This is a genomic window from Accumulibacter sp. (assembly GCF_036625275.1).
Classification (GTDB): domain Bacteria; phylum Pseudomonadota; class Gammaproteobacteria; order Burkholderiales; family Rhodocyclaceae; genus Accumulibacter.
In genome coordinates this window covers 1-18,858 of sequence record NZ_JAZKUD010000080.1, presented here as the reverse complement: position 1 = coordinate 18,858, position 18,858 = coordinate 1, and the positions used below count along the sequence as shown (strand labels likewise).

The 18,858-nt window shown below is 60.8% G+C and carries 14 protein-coding genes; 1 reads left to right on the top strand and 13 read right to left on the bottom strand.

Annotated features, from left to right (window positions below; all coding sequences use genetic code 11):
* The first annotated feature begins 156 nt into the window (after window positions 1–156).
* Window positions 157–5,001 (top strand): AAA domain-containing protein, encoded by a 4,845-nt coding sequence (locus V5B39_RS17965; protein ID WP_332344240.1) that lies wholly within the window; start codon window positions 157–159, stop codon window positions 4,999–5,001.
* Window positions 5,002–5,236: 235 nt separating this feature from the next.
* Here V5B39_RS17965 and pyk read toward each other — a convergent pair whose 3' ends face one another.
* The 13 genes from pyk to V5B39_RS17895 all read right to left on the bottom strand — a co-directional run.
* Entirely contained in the window at window positions 5,237–6,652 is a 1,416-nt protein-coding gene (pyk, locus tag V5B39_RS17960) for a pyruvate kinase (RefSeq protein WP_332344239.1), read from the bottom strand.
* 1,072 nt (window positions 6,653–7,724) lie between these two features.
* On the bottom strand, window positions 7,725–8,855 hold the full coding sequence (locus tag V5B39_RS17950) for a tetratricopeptide repeat protein (RefSeq protein WP_332344238.1): 1,131 nt from the start codon (window positions 8,853–8,855) through the stop codon (window positions 7,725–7,727).
* 19 nt (window positions 8,856–8,874) lie between these two features.
* Window positions 8,875–9,759: an ExeA family protein gene (locus V5B39_RS17945; RefSeq protein ID WP_332344237.1), complete on the bottom strand. Its 885-nt coding sequence runs from the start codon at window positions 9,757–9,759 to the stop codon at window positions 8,875–8,877.
* On the bottom strand, window positions 9,734–11,512 hold the full coding sequence (locus V5B39_RS17940) for a secretin N-terminal domain-containing protein (RefSeq protein ID WP_332344236.1): 1,779 nt from the start codon (window positions 11,510–11,512) through the stop codon (window positions 9,734–9,736). Before V5B39_RS17940 ends, V5B39_RS17945 begins: the two co-directional genes overlap by 26 nt.
* Window positions 11,509–11,889: a hypothetical protein gene (locus V5B39_RS17935; protein ID WP_332344235.1), complete on the bottom strand. Its 381-nt coding sequence runs from the start codon at window positions 11,887–11,889 to the stop codon at window positions 11,509–11,511. The genes V5B39_RS17940 and V5B39_RS17935 overlap by 4 nt, the downstream gene beginning before the upstream one ends.
* On the bottom strand, window positions 11,874–12,557 hold the full coding sequence (gspM, locus tag V5B39_RS17930; protein ID WP_332344234.1) for a type II secretion system protein GspM: 684 nt from the start codon (window positions 12,555–12,557) through the stop codon (window positions 11,874–11,876). Before gspM ends, V5B39_RS17935 begins: the two co-directional genes overlap by 16 nt.
* Before the next feature lie 4 nt (window positions 12,558–12,561).
* Entirely contained in the window at window positions 12,562–13,173 is a 612-nt protein-coding gene (locus tag V5B39_RS17925; protein WP_434735717.1) for a PilN domain-containing protein, read from the bottom strand.
* A 92-nt stretch (window positions 13,174–13,265) separates the two neighbouring features.
* On the bottom strand, window positions 13,266–14,225 hold the full coding sequence (locus V5B39_RS17920) for an agglutinin biogenesis protein MshI (RefSeq protein WP_332344232.1): 960 nt from the start codon (window positions 14,223–14,225) through the stop codon (window positions 13,266–13,268).
* 90 nt (window positions 14,226–14,315) lie between these two features.
* Complete coding sequence (locus V5B39_RS17915; RefSeq protein ID WP_332344231.1) at window positions 14,316–14,723, bottom strand: hypothetical protein; 408 nt, start codon at window positions 14,721–14,723, stop codon at window positions 14,316–14,318.
* Window positions 14,720–15,625, bottom strand: coding sequence for a PulJ/GspJ family protein (locus V5B39_RS17910; protein WP_332344230.1), 906 nt, complete (start codon window positions 15,623–15,625; stop codon window positions 14,720–14,722). The genes V5B39_RS17915 and V5B39_RS17910 overlap by 4 nt, the downstream gene beginning before the upstream one ends.
* Window positions 15,626–15,627: 2 nt before the next feature.
* The gene (locus V5B39_RS17905; protein WP_332344229.1) at window positions 15,628–16,077 is read right to left on the bottom strand and encodes a pilus assembly protein MshD; all 450 of its coding nucleotides are present in this window, start codon (window positions 16,075–16,077) and stop codon (window positions 15,628–15,630) included.
* 31 nt (window positions 16,078–16,108) lie between these two features.
* Entirely contained in the window at window positions 16,109–16,531 is a 423-nt protein-coding gene (locus tag V5B39_RS17900; RefSeq protein ID WP_332344228.1) for a pilus assembly FimT family protein, read from the bottom strand.
* 29 nt (window positions 16,532–16,560) lie between these two features.
* Window positions 16,561–18,858: DUF6701 domain-containing protein (locus tag V5B39_RS17895; protein WP_332344227.1), on the bottom strand; the 2,298-nt coding region annotated here is incomplete at its 5' end.

The following is an 18,858-nucleotide window of genomic DNA, read 5'->3' as shown; positions in this document are numbered from 1 at the left end:
GGCTTGGCTTACCAACACCCTGGAGAAACTCCCCTCTTGGCCGTATAGCCGCATCGACGAGTTGTTGCCTCTCAAAAAACCAGAGTGATTGTGCGCACCCAGAGGTGGGTGCGCTGAACGCTTACGGCCGAACGCCGCAGGCAAGCACTCGGCGACTTGGCGGCGGCGGTCAACGCCATTGGCTTCCCCAACGCTTCCCAATGGACGTACGACGATATCGAGTCACGCAGGTCGCGGCTTGCCGCGCTTTCGGGGCTTTACGACACCATCGGCCGGTTCGACGCAGAGCATCCGTGGTGGGGGTTCCAACCCAAGGCGCTAGCCCCATCCGACGATGAGACGATCGGCCGAATCGTTCTTCAAGCCCTGGAACAAGCTAGCAACGCCGATGTTGCCGCCGATGAGGCGGTTTCTTTATTCGGTCTCAGGGGGCAGTGCAGCGCGACGGTGGCCGGTAACCTCAGGACGGAGCTAGACCGAGTTCCCCCGATTTCCGAATCGGCCGATCCGTCCCTGTTGCACAACATGTTCAATCCGGATTCCGATCCTGAAGGTCAACGCAGTTCGAGGCTGCTGTCGGATGTGTCCGCCGGTGTCTCTAAAGCCCGCAGGCTTTTCGAGTCCGCCTCCCGGATGTTGTCCGATGGGGAGCGTCTGTCTCTGGAGGTGGTCCACGAAACCGAAATCCTGGCCCGTGGCAGATTGTCATCCGTATTGATCTCGTCCGAACTCAGCGAAGCCATTAAACTAACAGCGCGCTTTGAAAGGGTGCTGGAAACCTTTGTCATGATTTCCCAGGAGAGGACCGTCCCGTATGGGCCGGCGGGCAAACGCTCTCTGGAAGCTTTCCTCGCCAACTGCGCGAAAACCGCCGCGTTAGGGTTGGCACCCTTCACCATCAAGTCGCTAGAAAAGCGTGCGGCTGCGGTGATGCAAGCCACCGAAGTCCTTTCTGGTGCACTGGCCAGGGTGGATGCCATCGCTTCGCGCAAAGGGCTGTCTTTCGATTCGACGCCGGATTCCGTGGCCAAGTTAGCCGATCCTTCCGGGATTCAAGGGTTTCGCAAAGACGCGCGTATCGATGCCAAGACGCTTGACGAGGCTCGTCATCTGGTGGCGTTCCCGCTCGCCGACAAATCCATCCAAGACATTGAGCACCTGAAATCCCTTCTAGAGGCAGAAACATCCGCCTGCGCCGACGCGCTTGCGCGCTGCCGGGCGGCCGTGGAGCGGCTCGGGCTTGCTTTCGATTCGACGGAGCGCGCGGTCGCTGAAGCGCATGCCCTCTCGAAGATCGCTGCAGCGGCTCCCGAAGACCTGCTCGAATACAGGCGTCCGACATTCGGCTACGCGAGGACGACTGAACTTGTCGAAAGAATACGTTCGTCGATCGCCTTGGAGCACGATGCCAGAACTTCCCTAGATAGCCTGTTCTACCTGGATGCGCTGCCCCTCATCCCCGAGATGAGGTCGGCCGTGGCGACACTGCGTCGCAAGGATGGATTTTTCGCATTCATCGACGGGGAATGGCGTAAGTCGCGGCAGCTGCACGCCGGATTGTCCAAGGAAAAGCGTAAGGCCAGAGGAAAGCAGCGTGCGGACGAATTGGCAGCGTTAGTGGCATGGATTGAAGCCAAGGACGCGTTTGTTTCGGATTCTGAGCTCAAGGAATGCTTCGGTGCGCTTTTTTGTGGCTTGGGCACAGATTCGGAGAAAATCATTCGTCTCAATCAATGGTACCAGCGCGCCCGTGCCGCCCTGCTGGAATGCCCAGGACTGGTGGAGAAGGTCGATCTATCGAATCTGGCTTCCGAAAGGATTCTCGAACTCTCCGCCAAGGCTGCCGCTATCCAAGCGGACGTCAGACGGCTGACTGGAGCCGAGGCTACCGTGCGAAACATCCTCGGCGCGAATGTGGCTGGCTTTCGGGATGCCAAGGCCAAAGGATGGGACGATGGTTTGAAATGCCTCGGACGTGCCGTAGACAGTCTTGGGATCGTTGCGGAGTTTTTCTCCGGCCGCATGAACGGCAAGGAATTGTCCCCGAAGCAGGTTTTACGCCTCATGGAGGCACGTGCGGCGCTGGATGCGGCCGCTCCAGACCTGGCGCTACTGCTTCGTGGAAAGGATGTGGTGCGAGAGGCAGGAGGAGACGAGTTGGGAGGGCTCGCGGACTTAGTCGGAGGCAGATGGACGGAAGCGATCGCCTCAATTTCCACGATTGCGTCGCTTGTGACCGAGACGGTTGGACAAGCGCGTGCTTTCGCAGGCGAGGACGCGCCATTGTCGGTCGCCGAATCCTTTGCGAGAGCAAAAGCAGATCTTGATGATGCCTGGGGCAAGGTCACACACCTTCCGGCATGGAACCGCTTCGACGGCTGGCCAGCGCTGCGGGAAGCCGCAGAATCCGATGTCGTGATCGCAAGAAAAGTACTCGAAAGACTCGTTCCCTGCGCCAGAGTCGACGCCTCGCTCGAAGAGGTTCTCAGCGCCTTGTCGGAGGAGGCGGAGGCCCGAGCGATTCTCGACAGACTAGCCGGCTCCACGGACGTCCACAGGATACTTGGGGGCGCCTTCAAAGGGGCCGACACCAATCTGGATCAGCTGTCGCAAACTCATGCGTGGGGTGACGCCGTGTGCACTTTGGATCTGCCGATAGCGATTCGCAGACGCCTGCTCTCGGACGACGCGCGGAGTGTGCTCGAAACCTCCTGCCGCCTGTACAAGAATATTGACGCGGGTTGCCGCGGGGCCAAAGACGCCCTCGAAAGTCTCTCCGCCTACGGATCGTTCTCGTGGGAGGAATGGCAGCGGCAGGCTCGCTCGGAAGCTGCGCGCGACCTCCCATCGGAGATCAAAGGGAGGTTGGAGACTGCCCTTTACGTTCCGGGTTCCGTACTCCCTTGGTCGAAATACTTGTCGCTCAAGCAGCAGTGCGGGCAGGAGAGTCTGGCGGATTTCGTTGTCGCGCTCGAATCGGCTAAGATACCATCAGCGGCCTTGGCATCTGCATTCGAACTGGCCGCATATCAGTCCATCGGTCGATCCATCTACCAAACCTATCCTGAACTTTCCGGTTTCAACGGATCGGCCCACGAGAAAACCCGGTCGGACTATACGGCTCTCGACACCGAAATAGTCTCCCTGACCGGCTGCAACTTTGCCAGTCAGATTGGCGCCCGCGTTCCTCCTAAAGGCCAGCGTGGCGCCACTGTCGGCGAATACACTGAGATGCACCTGCTACGACGCGAAATCAACAAGCAGCGCCGGCACATACCCATTCGGCAGCTAGTGAAGCGGGCCGGGCGTGCCCTGCAGGAACTCAAGCCGTGCTTCATGATGGGACCCCTGTCAGTCGCCCAATACCTGGAACAGGGGGCGCTCCGGTTTGACCTGATCGTCATGGACGAGGCTTCTCAACTGCGACCGGAAGAGTCGCTTGGCGCCATTGCCCGCGGGTCACAATTGGTTGTGGTGGGCGATCCAAAACAATTGCCGCCGACGAGTTTCTTCGACCGCATGCTCGATTCAGGCGACGACGAAGAGGAAGACGATGCTCCGGCTGCCATCACCGGCATGGAAAGCATTTTGGACATCTGTCAGCAGTTGTTCACCCCAGTGCGCAGCCTCCGGTGGCACTACCGCTCGCATCACGAGTCACTGATCGCTTTTTCCAACCACCACTTCTACAAGAACCTGATCGTTTTCCCATCGCCCTACGCCAAGAATCCGGGACTCGGGGTGAAATACCGCTATGTAAGTCGCGGTTCATACAAAGACAGGCAGAATATTCCCGAGGCTCAGCGCTTGGTCGACGCGGTTCTTGATCACATGATGAAGTGGCCCGACGAGTCCCTAGGCGTGGTGACGCTAAACCAGACGCAGCGGGAACTGATCGAGGAATTACTCGACAAGAAGCTCAAGACTTTCCACGAAGGCACCAGCTTCATCGAACGCTGGGAAGCAGAAGGTTGGCCGTTCTTCATCAAGAACCTCGAAAACGTGCAGGGCGACGAACGCGACGTGATTTTCATTTCCACGACTTTCGGGAAGGCTCCGGGGACCGACAAAGTACGGCAGAACTTTGGCCCCATCAGCCGACCGGATGGATGGCGCCGACTCAACGTGCTCTTTACGCGGTCAAAACGCAGAATCGAGCTATTTACGTCTATGGCTCCGGAGGACATCATCGTCGACGAACGGACTCCGCAGGGAACCAAAGCGTTGCGCGATTACCTTGACTTCGCCAAACGCGGCGTGCTGGTTACGACAGACGATGGAGAGCGTCCACCAGACAGTGATTTCGAGGTATCTGTGGCTAACGTTATCAGGTCTCTCGGGTACGAGGTCAAACCGCAATTGGGCGTGGCTGGCTTCTTCATCGACATGGTCGTCCGCAACCCGGAGAGGCCCGGCGAGTTCCTGGCCGGCATCGAATGCGACGGGGCGACTTACCACAGCGGGTTCTCGGTGCGAGACCGTGACCGCATCCGGCAGCAGATTCTCGAGTCCCTCGGGTGGAAGGGGCGCATGCACAGAATCTGGTCCACGGACTGGTTTTACAACCCGCGCCGCGAAGCCGGAAGGCTTGTGGCATTCCTTGAGGAACGCCGCCGCCTCAGTCTGAACGAGCATCCAGTGGACCAGGAGGAAGAGGATGACTACGCCATAGAGACTAATGAGTCGAACGGAACCGAAGGGGCCATCGAGGCAGATGTGGTGGACGCGCTGTCGGCCTCGTCCAGCACGGATGATCTGTTCGTCGAGGTGGGCGATCACGTGACCTACTGCATGGTCGACTCCCCGAACGATCGGCACAGTGTCCGGATTGTGGAGAGCCCAGGCAATGCGAAAATGTACATCATCAACGAACATACGCCGCTGGCGGTGGCGCTGCTCGGACTTTCCACGGGCGATACCGGTGAACTGGATGTTCCCGGGCAGAAAGTGCGGCAGTTGCGCGTGCTCAAGATTCAGCGCCAAGAGGAGCTGCTAGCCTGATTACAGGGTCGTTCAGGCTGTTTTCCATAATGAGGCGCCTCAGAGGTTGTGAAAAAATCGAAGTTCCAGCGTAACTACTCAGGTACTCGCTCCGAGGAGTGCGGCTGGGTTTCAAGCGAAGCGTGGCTGGGGAACGTGCCCTTGGAAAGTGAGAGTGAGCGCATCGAAGAGGTTCTCGCCCTACTTGGAATGCTCGCGAAAAAACCTACACTTGTAGGCTCCCCTCCCCGCCTCCTCAAACCCGAACGATACGCACGCTGTCGGTGCTGCCGGCACGCGGTCCGGCCGAGCCGAAGACCAGTGCCACGAGATCGCCGTCGCGGACGATGCCAGCCGCGCGCGCAGCGGCCATCGAAAGTCGCAGCTGCTCGCCACGGTCGGCATTCTCGGCGATCAGCAGCGGCTGCACACCCCAGACCAGCGAGAGGCCACCCAGTACCGGCGTGCTGTGTGAAATGCCGGCAATCGGGACCGTCGGTCGGAATGCCGCGACGCGATGGGCGGTATCCCCGCTGCGCGTTGGGCAGAGGATTGCGGCCACACCGAGGTCTTCCGCTGCCTGCACCGCAGCGTGCGCTACCGCCCAGGCGACGCGGTCGGCGTCGGCGCCGACACTGGCGGCGGGATCGACGCGCTGACGCGGCCAGCCTTCGGCCGACTCGGCGACTTCGCTCATCATGCGCACGGCTTCATTCGGAAACAGGCCGACGGCGGTTTCTTCCGAAAGCATCAAGGCGTCGGTGCCATCGAGCACCGCATTGGCCACGTCGTTCACTTCGGCACGCGTCGGTAACGGTGAGCGGGTCATCGACTCGAGCATCTGGGTGGCGGTGATCACCGGTTTGCCTGCCAGGTTGCATAGACGGATGATTTCCTTCTGGAGCAAGGGCACTCGCCGCGCCGGCATCTGGATGCCGAGGTCGCCACGCGCAACCATGACCGCGTCGGCAGCGTTGATGATGCCAGGCAGGTTGTCAACCGCCATCGCCGTTTCGATCTTGGGCACCAGCGCCGGCCGCAGGCCACGCTTGGGAAGCATGCTGCGTACCCGTTCGACATCTTCGGCCCGGCGCACGAACGAGAGTCCGACAAAGTCGACCTTGGCGGCAATCGCCATCTCGAGTGCGCGTGCATCGCGCTCTGTAAACGGCTCGACGTGGCCCTCGGCACGCGGCAGGTGCATGCCTTTACGCGAGCGCAGCATGCCACCGCGAACGACTTCGGTGCGTACGTCGTTGCCGATCGATTCGAGCACGCGCAGGACGATCTCACCGTCGGCGAGGTAGATGTCGTCACCGTGACGCGCCCAATGCGCGAGGTCGGGCAGGGTCGTGGCGACATGCCTGGCATCCCCCCTGCCGTCGTCGCTGCCAGTGAGCATGAATTCCTGCCCAGCGATGAGTTCTACCGCATCGCCGAGCACCACACCGCTACGAATTTTTGGGCCAGGCAGGTCAACCAGCACCCCGACGCTGCGCCCAAGAATTTGCGCCAGCTCACGCACCTGACGAGCGTTTTTGCTGTGTGTTTGCATGTCGGCGTGCGCAGCGTTGAGCCGCACCACGTCGGCACCGGCTTCGAGCAACTGCCGCATGGACTCCGGTGAAGCGGTGGCTGGGCCAACCGTCGCCACAATCTTGGTTCGACGCATCAGGTCTCCTCAATCCTTTGCAAAAACGCGATTCTTCCGCATACCCATGCCTGAAATATTGATCCAGCGCAAGTTTCGCCGTGATGTGAGGGCATGGGCGCCCCCTCTCCCCCAGCCCCTCCCTCGCGAGGGGGAGGAGAGCCTATCGGTCACTCCCCATATTTTCATTCACCCCCTACCCCATTCCGGCGTACACACCGGAATGTGCCCGACCAAGAAGGATACGGTCATGACTTTCATGATCGGGGGGTGTCTGTAAAAGTCATGACCGTTAATGGGCGAGTCGCGTATGCGACTCACCAATCTCACCTCCCCTCGCGGGGGTGAAAGCGAGGTTTCGCAGAGCACTGCTCCGCACCGCCGTGGGGGCCGTGGGAAGAGTGAGTGTCAGGGCAACATTCTACCCTGGAGCGGTACGCTGCCCTGGAAACGCCATTCAGGCGGGAGAGGCGGCTTCTCCCTTTGGACCCTGAGGCCCTGCAGGACCCTTGGGACCCGCCGGTCCTTTGACTCCTGGTGCGCCCTGCGGCCCCATGGCGCCCTCGTTACCCTGGGGTCCGCTGGGACCCATCGGTCCGGGATCGCCTTTGGGACCAGCCGGACCAGGGTCGCCCTTGGGGCCGGCTGGTCCAGGCTTGCCCTGCGGTCCCGCTTCACCCCGCGGCCCCGGTTCGCCTGCTGGCCCTGCCGGCCCTTCCTTCAGACTCAGTTGTGCGAACTGCTCCTCCAACGCAGCGACGCGATCCTGCAAGGACTGCAATGGATCGACAGTTGCGGTCAGTGCCTGCTTGGCGTCCGCCTGGGCGGACTTTTTCTTTTTCGACAAGGTGGGTCTCCTCTCGTAATAGGATGCGCGGAGTCACGCGACCAATAAACTCCGGGCGTAGTAATACGCGCAAAGAAAAGGCCAGTCAATGGGCATATGATTTGGCATAGCGCCGTGATATCGTGAAAATTGCCGGAAAACCTCTCACAATGATGACTTTTCCAGCCCCCCCGATCATCAAAGTCATGACCGTCAGCCCCCGCGAGCCAGAAGGAGCGATTCATCGTCGCAGACACGGCTTCCACGTTAACGCAATTTCTGATCCACCCATCCTGTCAGCTCTGCACTCAAGGTTCCGGTAGCCCTGGCCATGTGCAGGGCATCACGCGCCTCGCTTGAACGTCCCTCGGCTTCCAACTCCAATGCCAGACCCAGCCACCAGCGGCCATCTCCGGGTGCCAGCCGGGTTGCCACCCGATAATGTTCGGCCGCTTCCTTGTGGCGCCCGAGCCGTTGCAGGACATGTGCCGTGACTCCCTGATAATCGGCGTTATTTTCTGCCGCCGGAAGCGAATGATGAAGCGTTTGCCAGGCGCCGGCGAGATCTCCGCGATCGATCTGCAGACGCGCCAGAGTCATTGCCCAGCCGACCTGCTCCGGCTGCCCGAGCAATCCTTCCTGCAGCACCTGCACCGCTTCATCCGGCCGTTTGGCTTCAAGCAGGAGCCTGACCAGCACCTGTCGGGATGCCGAATGAGACCCGTCCAGCCGCAGCACCTTATGCAATCCCTCCATGGCTTCCGCAAGCGATCCCTGATTGAGCAAGGCAATGGCCTTGCGATACTCAATCTCGGGACGGTCAGGTGATGAAACCAAGGGATCGGTTTTCTCGATAATCGGGATTCTGGCCGATCGGGTCGCCCCCTGCGGTGACAGCGACGGTAATGCAGGCATGGCCTGCTCGATGGCGGCAACCTTGCTGCGCTCAGCGGCGAATCCACTCTCTGGCACGGAGGCTGCAGGAGGTTTCGCTTCGCTCTGCTGCGCTGACAGCAATCCCGATGAGTCGGCGCTCCTCTGCGGGCGGCCATCCATTGCCGCCCATCCTGTCGGGACCGCCGGGCCGGCTTCAACGCCTTTCGGGGGTTCGGCCACCAGCGGTACAAGCGGCGGTGGAGAAGCCGCCGTCATCGCTGCCGGTGCGGGCGCAAACGGCGGTACCCCTGACGAGGGGAACGGCGCTGCCTGCCGCGTTTCCCAGAAATGAAAGGCCAACCCGCCGGCCAGAAAAGCCAGTAAAAGCATTCCCAGGAGCAGCGGCAGACGTGCAGCCGATGGCCTGGGCAGAGGACGCACGGCATTCGGCAGGGTGCCATCGACGCCCTGGGCCGCTCTGCGCGCATCAAGATCCTGCAGCATCTGGTTGAGCAGACTCATTGACATCTCATCGACATGATCATCCCCAAAACCACCCGACGCGGCGCGCGCCCTCGGTATCCCTGCGTGCCATCCGGATGTGGCGCACCTTGACCAGTTGGCGACCTTCGCCAAAAACCGACAGCAATGACTTGTGTGCCAGAATGTTGATCAGCCGTGGCGTTCCACCACTGGCCCGATACAGGGCTCGTATTGCCGCGAGGGTGAACAGACCCTCACCCCGGTAACCGGCGACCCGCAGGCGGTGCGCCAGATAGTTCCCGATCTCGCTGTTTTTCAGCCCCCCCAGGCGATAGTGAAAAGCAATCCGCTGGAGCAGTTGGCGTACTTCCGGACGGTGCAGCTTTTCATCCAGTTCCGGTTGACCGAAGAGGGCGATCTGCAACAGCTTGCGTTTTTCGGTCTCGAGGTTGGACAACAGGCGCAAGGCTTCCAGCGTTTCCAGCGGCATCGCCTGCGCTTCGTCGATGCAGACGACAACGCGCTTGTTCATTTGCGCATGCGCAAGCAGCAGATGGTTGATACGCCGTACCAGATGATACTGATCCAGGCCACCGGCATCGTCGATGCCCAATTCCTCGGCCAGCGCCAGGAACAGGGTATCCGGCGCCAGATTGGGATTGGGCAGATACGCACTCACCCAGCTTTCGTCGAGCGTCTGCAACAGCCGACGACCGAGCAAGGTCTTTCCGGTGCCGACCTCGCCGGTGATCTTGACGAACCCCTCGCCCGCATTCAGTGCCAACAGCAGGGTATTGAGCGCTTCCTGATGATGCTGGACCGAATAGACAAAGCCGGTATCCGGAGTGATCCCGAAGGGCAGCTCGGTAAAGCCGAAATGATTCAGGTACAAGGTCGGATCGGCAGTGACGACATCCTTACTGGCCGGTTTGTGGCCAGGCAAGGCGCGGATCAAGTTGCTGGATTCGACCCTGGGTCTCGATCAGGTCATCCTTCCACCCTGAATCGTTGCGGATGATCGTGGGCTTGATGAGAATGACCAGTTCGCGTTTCCTCAGATGGCTGTCACGCGTTCCGAACAACAATCCCCAGGTCGATGAAGTGGTCGTACCGGGAAAGCCGTTGGCATCCGACACCTGTTCCTGCTTCATCAGGCCGCCGATGGCGACGATGTTGCCGTCCTGCACCCGCACCACGCTGTCGGTTTCATTGACCGCACTGTTGGCCAGCGGCAGCGTAAACACGCCCAGCGTGCCGAGGTCGATGACTTTCTGCTTCTCCTTCACCAGGCTGATCGACGGGTGGATATGCAGGACGATATTGTTCTCGTCATCGATCTGAGGCGTCACATCCAGGGCGATGCCCGAGAAGAAAGGCTGCAGGGTGATGTTCGGCGTGGTTACGTTACTGTTTCCGGTCGAAGTGACCGTGGAACTCACGTTGGTGACAAAAAATTCGTCGACGCCGACCTTGAGCACCGCTTTCTGATTGTTGATGCTGGCAATTCGCGGGCTCGACAACACCTGAACATTGCCCTGGGTTTCCAGGAAATTCAGCAGCGCCGCAAAGTTGGCGCTCTGAAAGGCCAGTCCGAAAAACCCGTTTCCCAGTCTGGTCGTGGCAGCCACCCCGCCGGTCCCTGGCAGAACACCCACGCCATTGCCGAATATTGCCCCGACTCCGCTTTGCACGACATTCGACGCATCGAATCCTGCCCTGTTGGGGGTGTTCAGAACCGTTCCCGGCTGAACCGCACCATAGGCAAAACGGTTGTTGTTGCCACCAAAGTGGTTCCAGTTAACTCCGGACTGAAACTCCTGATTCAGTTCCACCTCGATGATCTTGGCTTCCAGCATCACCTGCCGCTCAACGATCAACTGGGTAATGCGCAGGAAATTCTCGACCGATCGAATCTCCGCAGGAAACGCCTTGACCAGAACCACCCCGGAACCGGGGCTGACAATCACTGCCCGTCCGTCCTGGGAACCGACCATGCTGGTCAGCGCATGGGTCAGATCATGCCAGAAGTCGCTGGTCTGTGTCGTCGAGATGTGGCTGCTCGGAGGCGTCGATCCTGGTCCCGTTCCTGACGTGCCCGCCGGTACGGCAGGCGCGGGGATGGCGGTAGCCGGATAGGCGGAACCGGTATTCTGTGGCTGAGTGGTGGCCACCGAGCTCGAGATCACCCGCAAGTCGGACTGCCCCTGACGTTTTCCGGCCAGATAGTTGATCCGGAAGATACGCGTCTGGATCGTGTTGGGCTGAATATAGATGCGTGTTCCCTGGAACTTGAACTCGTAACCATACAGCTCCCGCAATGTCTCCAGTGCTTCGCGAACCGTCACGTTTTTCAGGCGGACCGTCACATTGCCGCTCACCTCGGGTGATACCAGCATGCTGTAAGGCGTGTTGCTGACCAGCGCCATGAATACCTGACTGGCCGGCGCGTTGACCAGGGCCAGATCAAAACGCGGCTCGACGTTTTTCGCTGAATCAGGAAGTTCCATCTGCAATGGCGGCAACATCGCCTGACTCAACGCATCGTTAATCCCCTTCGATCGGGCACCCACAGCGCTCTGCATTTCCTGGCCGATCCGGTCGAAGGTGCTGCTGGCGCCAGGCGCTTTCTGGTTGATGGCGCAGCCGGCAAGCAGCAGGGCGACTGGCATGGCCAGCAGAATCGATCTGGATGTCACGGTTTGTTCCCACTCGGTGCACCCTGGGCAGCAGGCGCGGTGACTTTGGTCTTTTCGATGCCCGGTGTCAGCCACAAACGTTCGATGCCGGCCGGCCCCTCGAGAACGGCTTCCCATTCGGTCAGCCTGATCAGGCGACGCTCGCCGTACCGCTGGCCAAGCCTGACCTGCTGCCCCCCGATCAGGGCAACCGGTTTGCCCTGCTTCGGAATCATGACCGACTGCAGCAGCGGGCTAGTCACCTCCCCGGCCTCCGGGGTGTCCGCAGACAGCCCAGGTGGCGGACGTGTCGGGTCCGACAGCGCCTGTGCCAGCGCAGGAAAAACTGCCAGAAACGATGTCAACAGGACGACAAGGCGATTCATACGATCAGCCATGCCCGATCCAGACTGAGGGTGAATACGGTCAGCGTCAGCACCAGCCGGGGGTGCCGTTCGGCAGCAAGGGTGGCGCTGCTCCACAGCAATTTCCGCCTGACCTGCTCCAGCCGCTCAAGATACGCTGCCAACTGCAGATAGCTGCCTTCCAGTTTGATTTCGACGCCATGCTTGAAGAGAACGGCATGCCTCGGCTTGCCTGCCGACTTTGCCGCTTCGTTTTCCTCGGCCCTGTCCGTCTTGTCCAGCAATGGGGCAACCGGCAGAGTTTTCAGACTGAGCAGACGCAAGCCAGTGTGGTGCCCGAGCATCTCTTCCAGCAATCCGGGCATGCGCTGCGCCGGCACCAGCGAACTTTCCATGATTTCAAGGCGACCAGCCATTTCCCCCAGTTGTCTTCTCAGATCGTCGACTTCGGCACGGGCGATTGCATCCGGGTCCTGTGCGGACGACTGCAATGCCGCCATCTGCGCCTGCAGGCCGGATATCTGCGCGCGCTGTTCGGCGATATCGCGATCTGCCCGTTGCGAACGCTGCAGCGCCGGCTCGATGACCAGACTGTAGGCAAGCAGCACCATGCCACCGAGCACGGCAACCGCAATCAGCCAACGCTCGCGCCATTGCAGCGCATCATAGCGGCCAGTCAGTTTGAGCCATGGTTCCTTCATCGATTCACCGTTTCGTACCTGCCTCGGCATTGCCGACATTTGCCGAGCGAAGAACGAACTCGACCAAATGGGGCAATTTTGGAACCGGCCTGGACTGAACTTCCGCACGCAGGGATTTTTCAGACACCCGGGACTCGCCCGCCTGCTCCAGCGCCTGTTGCTCCGGATCAAGCTCCCGCATTTCCAGTGCCGCGAAATGACGCCCCTGAAATACCGGCTCGCTACTCAGGCGCTGTACATAAACCGGCAACTTCGCCGGATCAAGCAGGCGTCCCTGAATTTCGATTTCCCCGTTTCCCGTCACCCGAAATCCCGTGAGCCATAAATCGGTTTGCGATTGCCGCGCGAATCCGGTCATCAAACCGGAAAATCCATCGGTATTGCCCAGTTTGCCCGAATCCAGAACCTCGATGACTTCCCTGGAAGCGGCCAGCATGGCTTTCATGCTTTCCCGCTCATTGATCAGTCCCGGCGAGACCTGACGCTGCGCAAACAGCTTGCTCAATGCCTTCAATCTCTCCTGTTCTTCGGTCAACTGCTGCTGTGACGCCAAGGCAGCGGCCGATTTGCGGTTGGCTTCCGAGCGGACCCATAGCGACAGCGTCGTCGTCAGCACCAGCAAGGCCAGGACGCCAATCCCGAGATTGCGCCCTGTGGCCAGTTCGTGACGGGGTCGCAAGCGTGCTTCGTAGAGGTTGATCTGCTGACTCACGCCACCCCCTCTCCGGTACGCAATGCTGCACCAATCGCCAGGAGATGCTGTGCCTGGTACTGGAGGTTCTTCAGTTCCGGCACCGCCGGAAAATCCAGGACCGACGAGAGATCCATCTCCTTGAGCGGCACATACAGGTTTTCTCCCAGTTCTCCGGCAAGATTCTCGATCGGCGGATAGCTTGCCAGAATCAACCTGGAAATGGAAATCTGGCTGTACTGCCGGTCAAAATTGTCGAGGCTGCGCTGTAACTCAAGCACCAGACGCTCCTGCACGCGCGCCCGTTGATCGGCATCACGCCCGTTCAATTGCCCCGAATTCATCTCGCCGCGCCGCACGGCAACCAGCTCGCCCTGGAAGGTCAGCGTCAGCATCATGCCATTCTCGTCGATGCGGAGAAACGCCAGACCCCGGTTCTCATCTTCGAGCAGGGCCGCCACATTACGCTGTGCCAACTCGGGAATGTCCAGCGCATCCAGCGGTATCCGGGCTTCCTCAAACGCCCTGACCCGCGCGCGCACGGCCTGCTCGGCGGCGGAGACCACCAGAACGCTCGCCGCCCGCCCTGGTGGCAGACCCGCTCCTGGAATGTCGAGCATGTCGATGCAGGCACTCTCAACCGGATAACTCACCATTTCCTTGAGCGCCCAGCGCAAGGCATCCCTGCGCTCCTCTGCGGGCACCGGCGGTGCCTCAAGCTGCGAGACGGTGTACTCGCCTTCCCCCATCAAAGTCGTACAAACATAGGATTTGAGTTGCCGTGCCACGCGCAGACGCGGCAAAGCTTCGTGCAGGCCATTCTCAAAGGTGAAACAGTCGAGCAGCCTGACTTCCGGACGCGAATCCGGTTCGCGCACCACATGCGCAAGCGTCACCCCGCCGCCCTGCGGAAAGATGGCCAGCCAGCCTGGCTTGCGGCGTCTGAAGAGAAACGGAATGATCCTCTTGCCCTGCATATGATTTCGTCGAAATATACCGGCTAAGCTGCCCAATGACAATGAGTTCCGGCTAGCGCAAGCTCGCATCCGCCCCGATGGCAATGAAATTCACTCGATGAACACCTGAATCTGTCTTTCGACATAACCGGCATTGCCGACCGCCCCCCCCGCCGAAGCGGTGGAGGTCACCCAGAAAATCGTCCGGTTGCTTACGCCTTCCGTGTAAGTATTCGAGGTACAAGTCACCAACACCGTAAATCCGTCGGTAAACGCCGGTTGCCCTGGCGGGCACGCGTTGCTGGCGATGATCACCCCTGCCGCCCATTGCACACCGCCTTTGGCCGCCCAGTAGGCACGCGAACCCTGCACATCCTGCGCGGAAGCGAGCTGCTGCGTATTCGAGAAAGTGAGCATGAAAGCACCCAGAGCCGCCAGCACGACGAGCAGGAAGATCGCCGAGACGATGGTGAAACCGCCCTGAAAGACTGGCGCTGAACGGATTCGCCGGTTGTTCATGGCGTATTGTCCACATGGGTCTGGTGGTACAGAGGGATGGTCTCGCCCGAGGCTGCATCGGTGATCCCCAGGGAGATCGAGACAATCCCGAAGCGGCTCAGTCCGGTACTGACTCCGGGCGGATCATAAGTGAGACTGCAACTGCCAAGATGGTTTGCCAATACCGAAGAGGTCGCCCCGGCGACCATCGCCGCGCAGGTCGCCGGGGGTGTCCAGGCCGCACCCAGAACACGCGTATGCCTGGTCAGTGATCCGCCAGCGCATCGGAAAGAGACCACGTGCGAACCGGCCGGGATCACCTGGAATCGGCTTCCCGGCGATTGGCTGGGCAATTGCTTGCGGCCGAAGGGCGCTGCCGCCCCGGTTCCGACAAAGCTGATCGCGGTGGTGTTTGGCGTGCTGCCGGGTTCGGCCACTGCCGCCACCTGAATGGCGTTGATGCCGGTATAGGCATTGCCGCTGGCACTGCCGTCGTTGAACACCACCACGACATCGCCCGCGGCAATCCGGCTGTCGGCGGGCAAGGCGCTGTTCAGCCAGAGCATCTCGAAGCGATCGTCGATCGTCGTAAAGTCCAGCGGATCGCCATTCCCGGTCGTCCCGTCGACTTCGGCGCGATAGCGTGCGCCGATCTTGGTCGGAATGAATTCGATGCACGATCCGGACCCGTCTGCTGAAGTTCGCACGCTATTCGGCAAGGCCAGCCGAATGTCCCGGGCCATGCGCCGCACCGCCGTATCGGCGATGTCGGTCAGACCCGCCCGGCGTTCGGCATCCAGGTAGCCATCGACCGGTGTGCGGATGAACACCGCCACCATACCGGCAAGGATGCCCGTGATGACGATCACCACAATCGCCTCGATCAGCGTGAAGCCGCGATTGCTGGTGCGCGGGCCGTTCATGATCAGAAACCTGCGGCGCGATAGCCGAAAAGCGTGATTTCCTGCCCACCGCCCGTCACGGTCACCGCAACCCTTTGCATGGCAACCCCGCTGACGTTCACCGCGACCACGGCGACCGTTGCCGAAAGACTTGCGAGAGCAGGGATCGATGTCGCACCGAGCGTATCGACACCGCGGATGACGGCGCTTGCAGGCACCCCGTCAAAACAGGTGTAATCGGTCACGCCGACATACAGGGTGCGATTGGAACAGGTATTGAAATCGGTTTCCGGCAGGGTTGCCGTCGCATCCCGAGGCAGCACCTCCTCAAGAATCGCCTCGGCCATTGCGACGGCCTGCTTGCGCAGCATCGGATCGGGACTCGCTCGAGTGGTCGAATTCATCACCGCGAGAATGCCGAAGATCCCCACGTTGACGATGAGGATGAACAGGATCAGCTCGATCAGCGTCAAACCCCGTTGACCGGAGCGCGGCCAGGCGGCTTCAGTCAACATGACCGGTCGTATGGTCGATGGTCATTGTGCCGGCCGTGCCAGCGACGGTGATGGTCACATCGCTCGCCTGATCCGTATCGCCCAGGCTGCGAAACTGCAGGGCCGCAACCGACGAAGACAGCCCTACGCCACCCCGCGGCGGATTGGGCAACGCCAGCGGTGTATCGCAAACATTCGAGTTGGCCGCCGCGGCGATCGTCAAGCCCACGCCGGTCGCCCCCAGGGCCACACAAACCGTTCGCCGCTGCGCCACGGCCGATTTCTGTGCGTAACGCAGCAGGGATTTGGTTTCATCGTAAAACCCGCGCGATTCAAAGACATTCCGGTCAACCAAACGCGGCAACACGGCCACGGCGAGAATGCCGACGAGGATCAGGACGGTAATCAACTCAATCAGCGTAAAACCGCGCATGCTCATCTTCCCATGGCCATCAGACAGGATCAAAAGCCTTCCCGCAGATAGATCTGTCGGTTGGTGTTGCTGCTGTAAATGCCGAAGGTCGCTCGCGCCACGGCATCGCGATCGAAGGCCGCGCCGCACCATTTGCCGCGCAGGTAGGTCGCGGATCTTGCCGTTCCCGCCGGATACGCGGGTCCCCAGGCCGGACACATGGCCAGCGCAGGATCGAGACGCAACACCACATCGACGCTGCCCGCCGCGTTCGGCGCCGTCAGCCGAACCGTGCCGACGCCGCCACTGAACGCGCCCAGCGTGATCGACCCCGTCGGCAGGCTGGCGCCGTTGACCGAGCCCTGATAGTTTCCGATACCGACGTTGGCCGTGCTCAGTGCCGTACAGCCATCGAGCGTATTCCTGATGAAGGCCGAACCGTTCCAGTACTGCGTTTCGTAGGGCAAGGAAAGATCATTGCGCTCCGAACCGTAGGCATTGCCCAGCCACAGGCGGCCATAGCGCAACGGGGTGCTCGCCGTTTGAACCGCACTGGCGGCAACCATGGTGACTCCGTCGCTATCGATCGGCTGGGCAAACAGCGTGACGCTGGTTTCACCGGTCAATGCACTGGGGCGGCTGATCTGGTGTTTGGCACTGACCGTGGCAACGCCCTGGTTCCAGGTGCCGCCCGGAGCCGTGGCACTGCCTGAGAGCGTTGAGCCGGCAGGCAAGGCGGGGCTGGTGGTGAAGGCAAAATTGCCCCAGGTGGTGAGTCCCAGTTTGGCGAACGAACCCGTGTAATTCTGTGTGGTGACATGGGCGACGTTCTGCGCGGTCAGGGTGAAGGAGGTCGTGAAGCCATCCTGCCCGAAATAGGTGAAGGTGCCGCAGCCAGCGCTTGGCGGGCCGCCGGTAATCGCAAAATGGTCAGGATAAAAGCGCCCGACCTTGCCACTGGTGATGCCGACCGTGTCGCCGGCACCGAGATAATTGCCATCGCCGACGCTGGGCGTCAGGGTGATGATTCCTGCTTCGCCCCAGTTGAGGGTGGTGTTGCTGGCCGAGCCATTGTTGAAACTGCCAAAAGCGGTCGGATTACCGAGCGCCGGGTTGTTGGTCAGATCGACCAGGTCACTGGCCAGCGTGCGGCTGAGGATGACCGATTCAGGCGTGCTTTCCTTGCCGAAATTCCGGGTGATACACCCGGATGGAATATCGATCAGCCGCGTGTAGGTGGACAGATTCGCTGCGCATGCGGCATTGACCGCGCTCACCGTGGCCGAGAAGTTTTCTCCCGCTCTGACAAACGCTCCTCCGGAAGCGTCGGCAGCGGCCGGGTTGGCCGTGTTGGGCGCAGCCGTCTGCCGGATATCGGTCAGCACAAAAGCATAGGGCCTGACCACAAACCCCGATCCGCCCGTACCCTTCACCGTCCCGGACAGGGTTGCACCACCGGCCGTCGCGGTGGCCGAGAGGCCGATCTTCCCGACATCGACGAAATTGAACGGGCCCAGGCTGGCGTTGCCGTTGGCGTCGAAGGACAAATTGATCGAGGTGCCGCCACTGCCGATCGCCGAGCCTCCGATCGACAACAGGTTGCCGCTGCTGCATGCCGCGGGATTGATGCACTGGTAGTTGAAGGTCACCGGATGCGGCGACGTAAACGCCGCTTCGCAGCTCTTGGTCGAGGTATTCGTCCTGACCGCCCGTAACCAGTACGAAGCGGAGTTCACCCCCGCAATCTGATCGGGTACGGTCGCTTCGACCGCATCACTGGCTGTCGAGAAAATGAACCCGGCCGTATGGAAGGTCGTCGCACAACTGTTGGCGAGCACGCAGTTGAGGCCATCGGGACAACATTTGCGCGGATTCGTGGCTGGCATCTGCTCACTGGCGAGGGTGACCGTCACGCCGGTTCCGTTTACTGCAGCCGGGTAGCTCAAGGTGGCAGCGCCAATGCCGGTCGAATCAAAAACCACCGGACTGAGAAGCGTACCGGCCGAAGTCGCCAGAGTCGCCGTCTTGCCATTCACGGCTCCCTGGCGATTGCTGCAGGGGCTGCTGGCGTCGGCACAGGCCGTGACGATCACCGATGTCGGCAGACAGGCAATGCTGGAGGTCGGCAGCGACAATTCGTAGTGATCGACCGTCGCCGCGCAGGCATGGACCAGATCGGCCAGTGCTTCGATTTCCAACGGCGCGAGGGCGCGATTGTAGAGGCGAATTTCGTCAATGTCACCGTTGGCCGTATTGGCCGTGTAGCCGGCCGGGGTGCCCGTGACATTGGCCATGCGCCGTGCGCCGAGATACAGGGTTGCCAGGTTGCCGAGAACACCGTTGCTCGC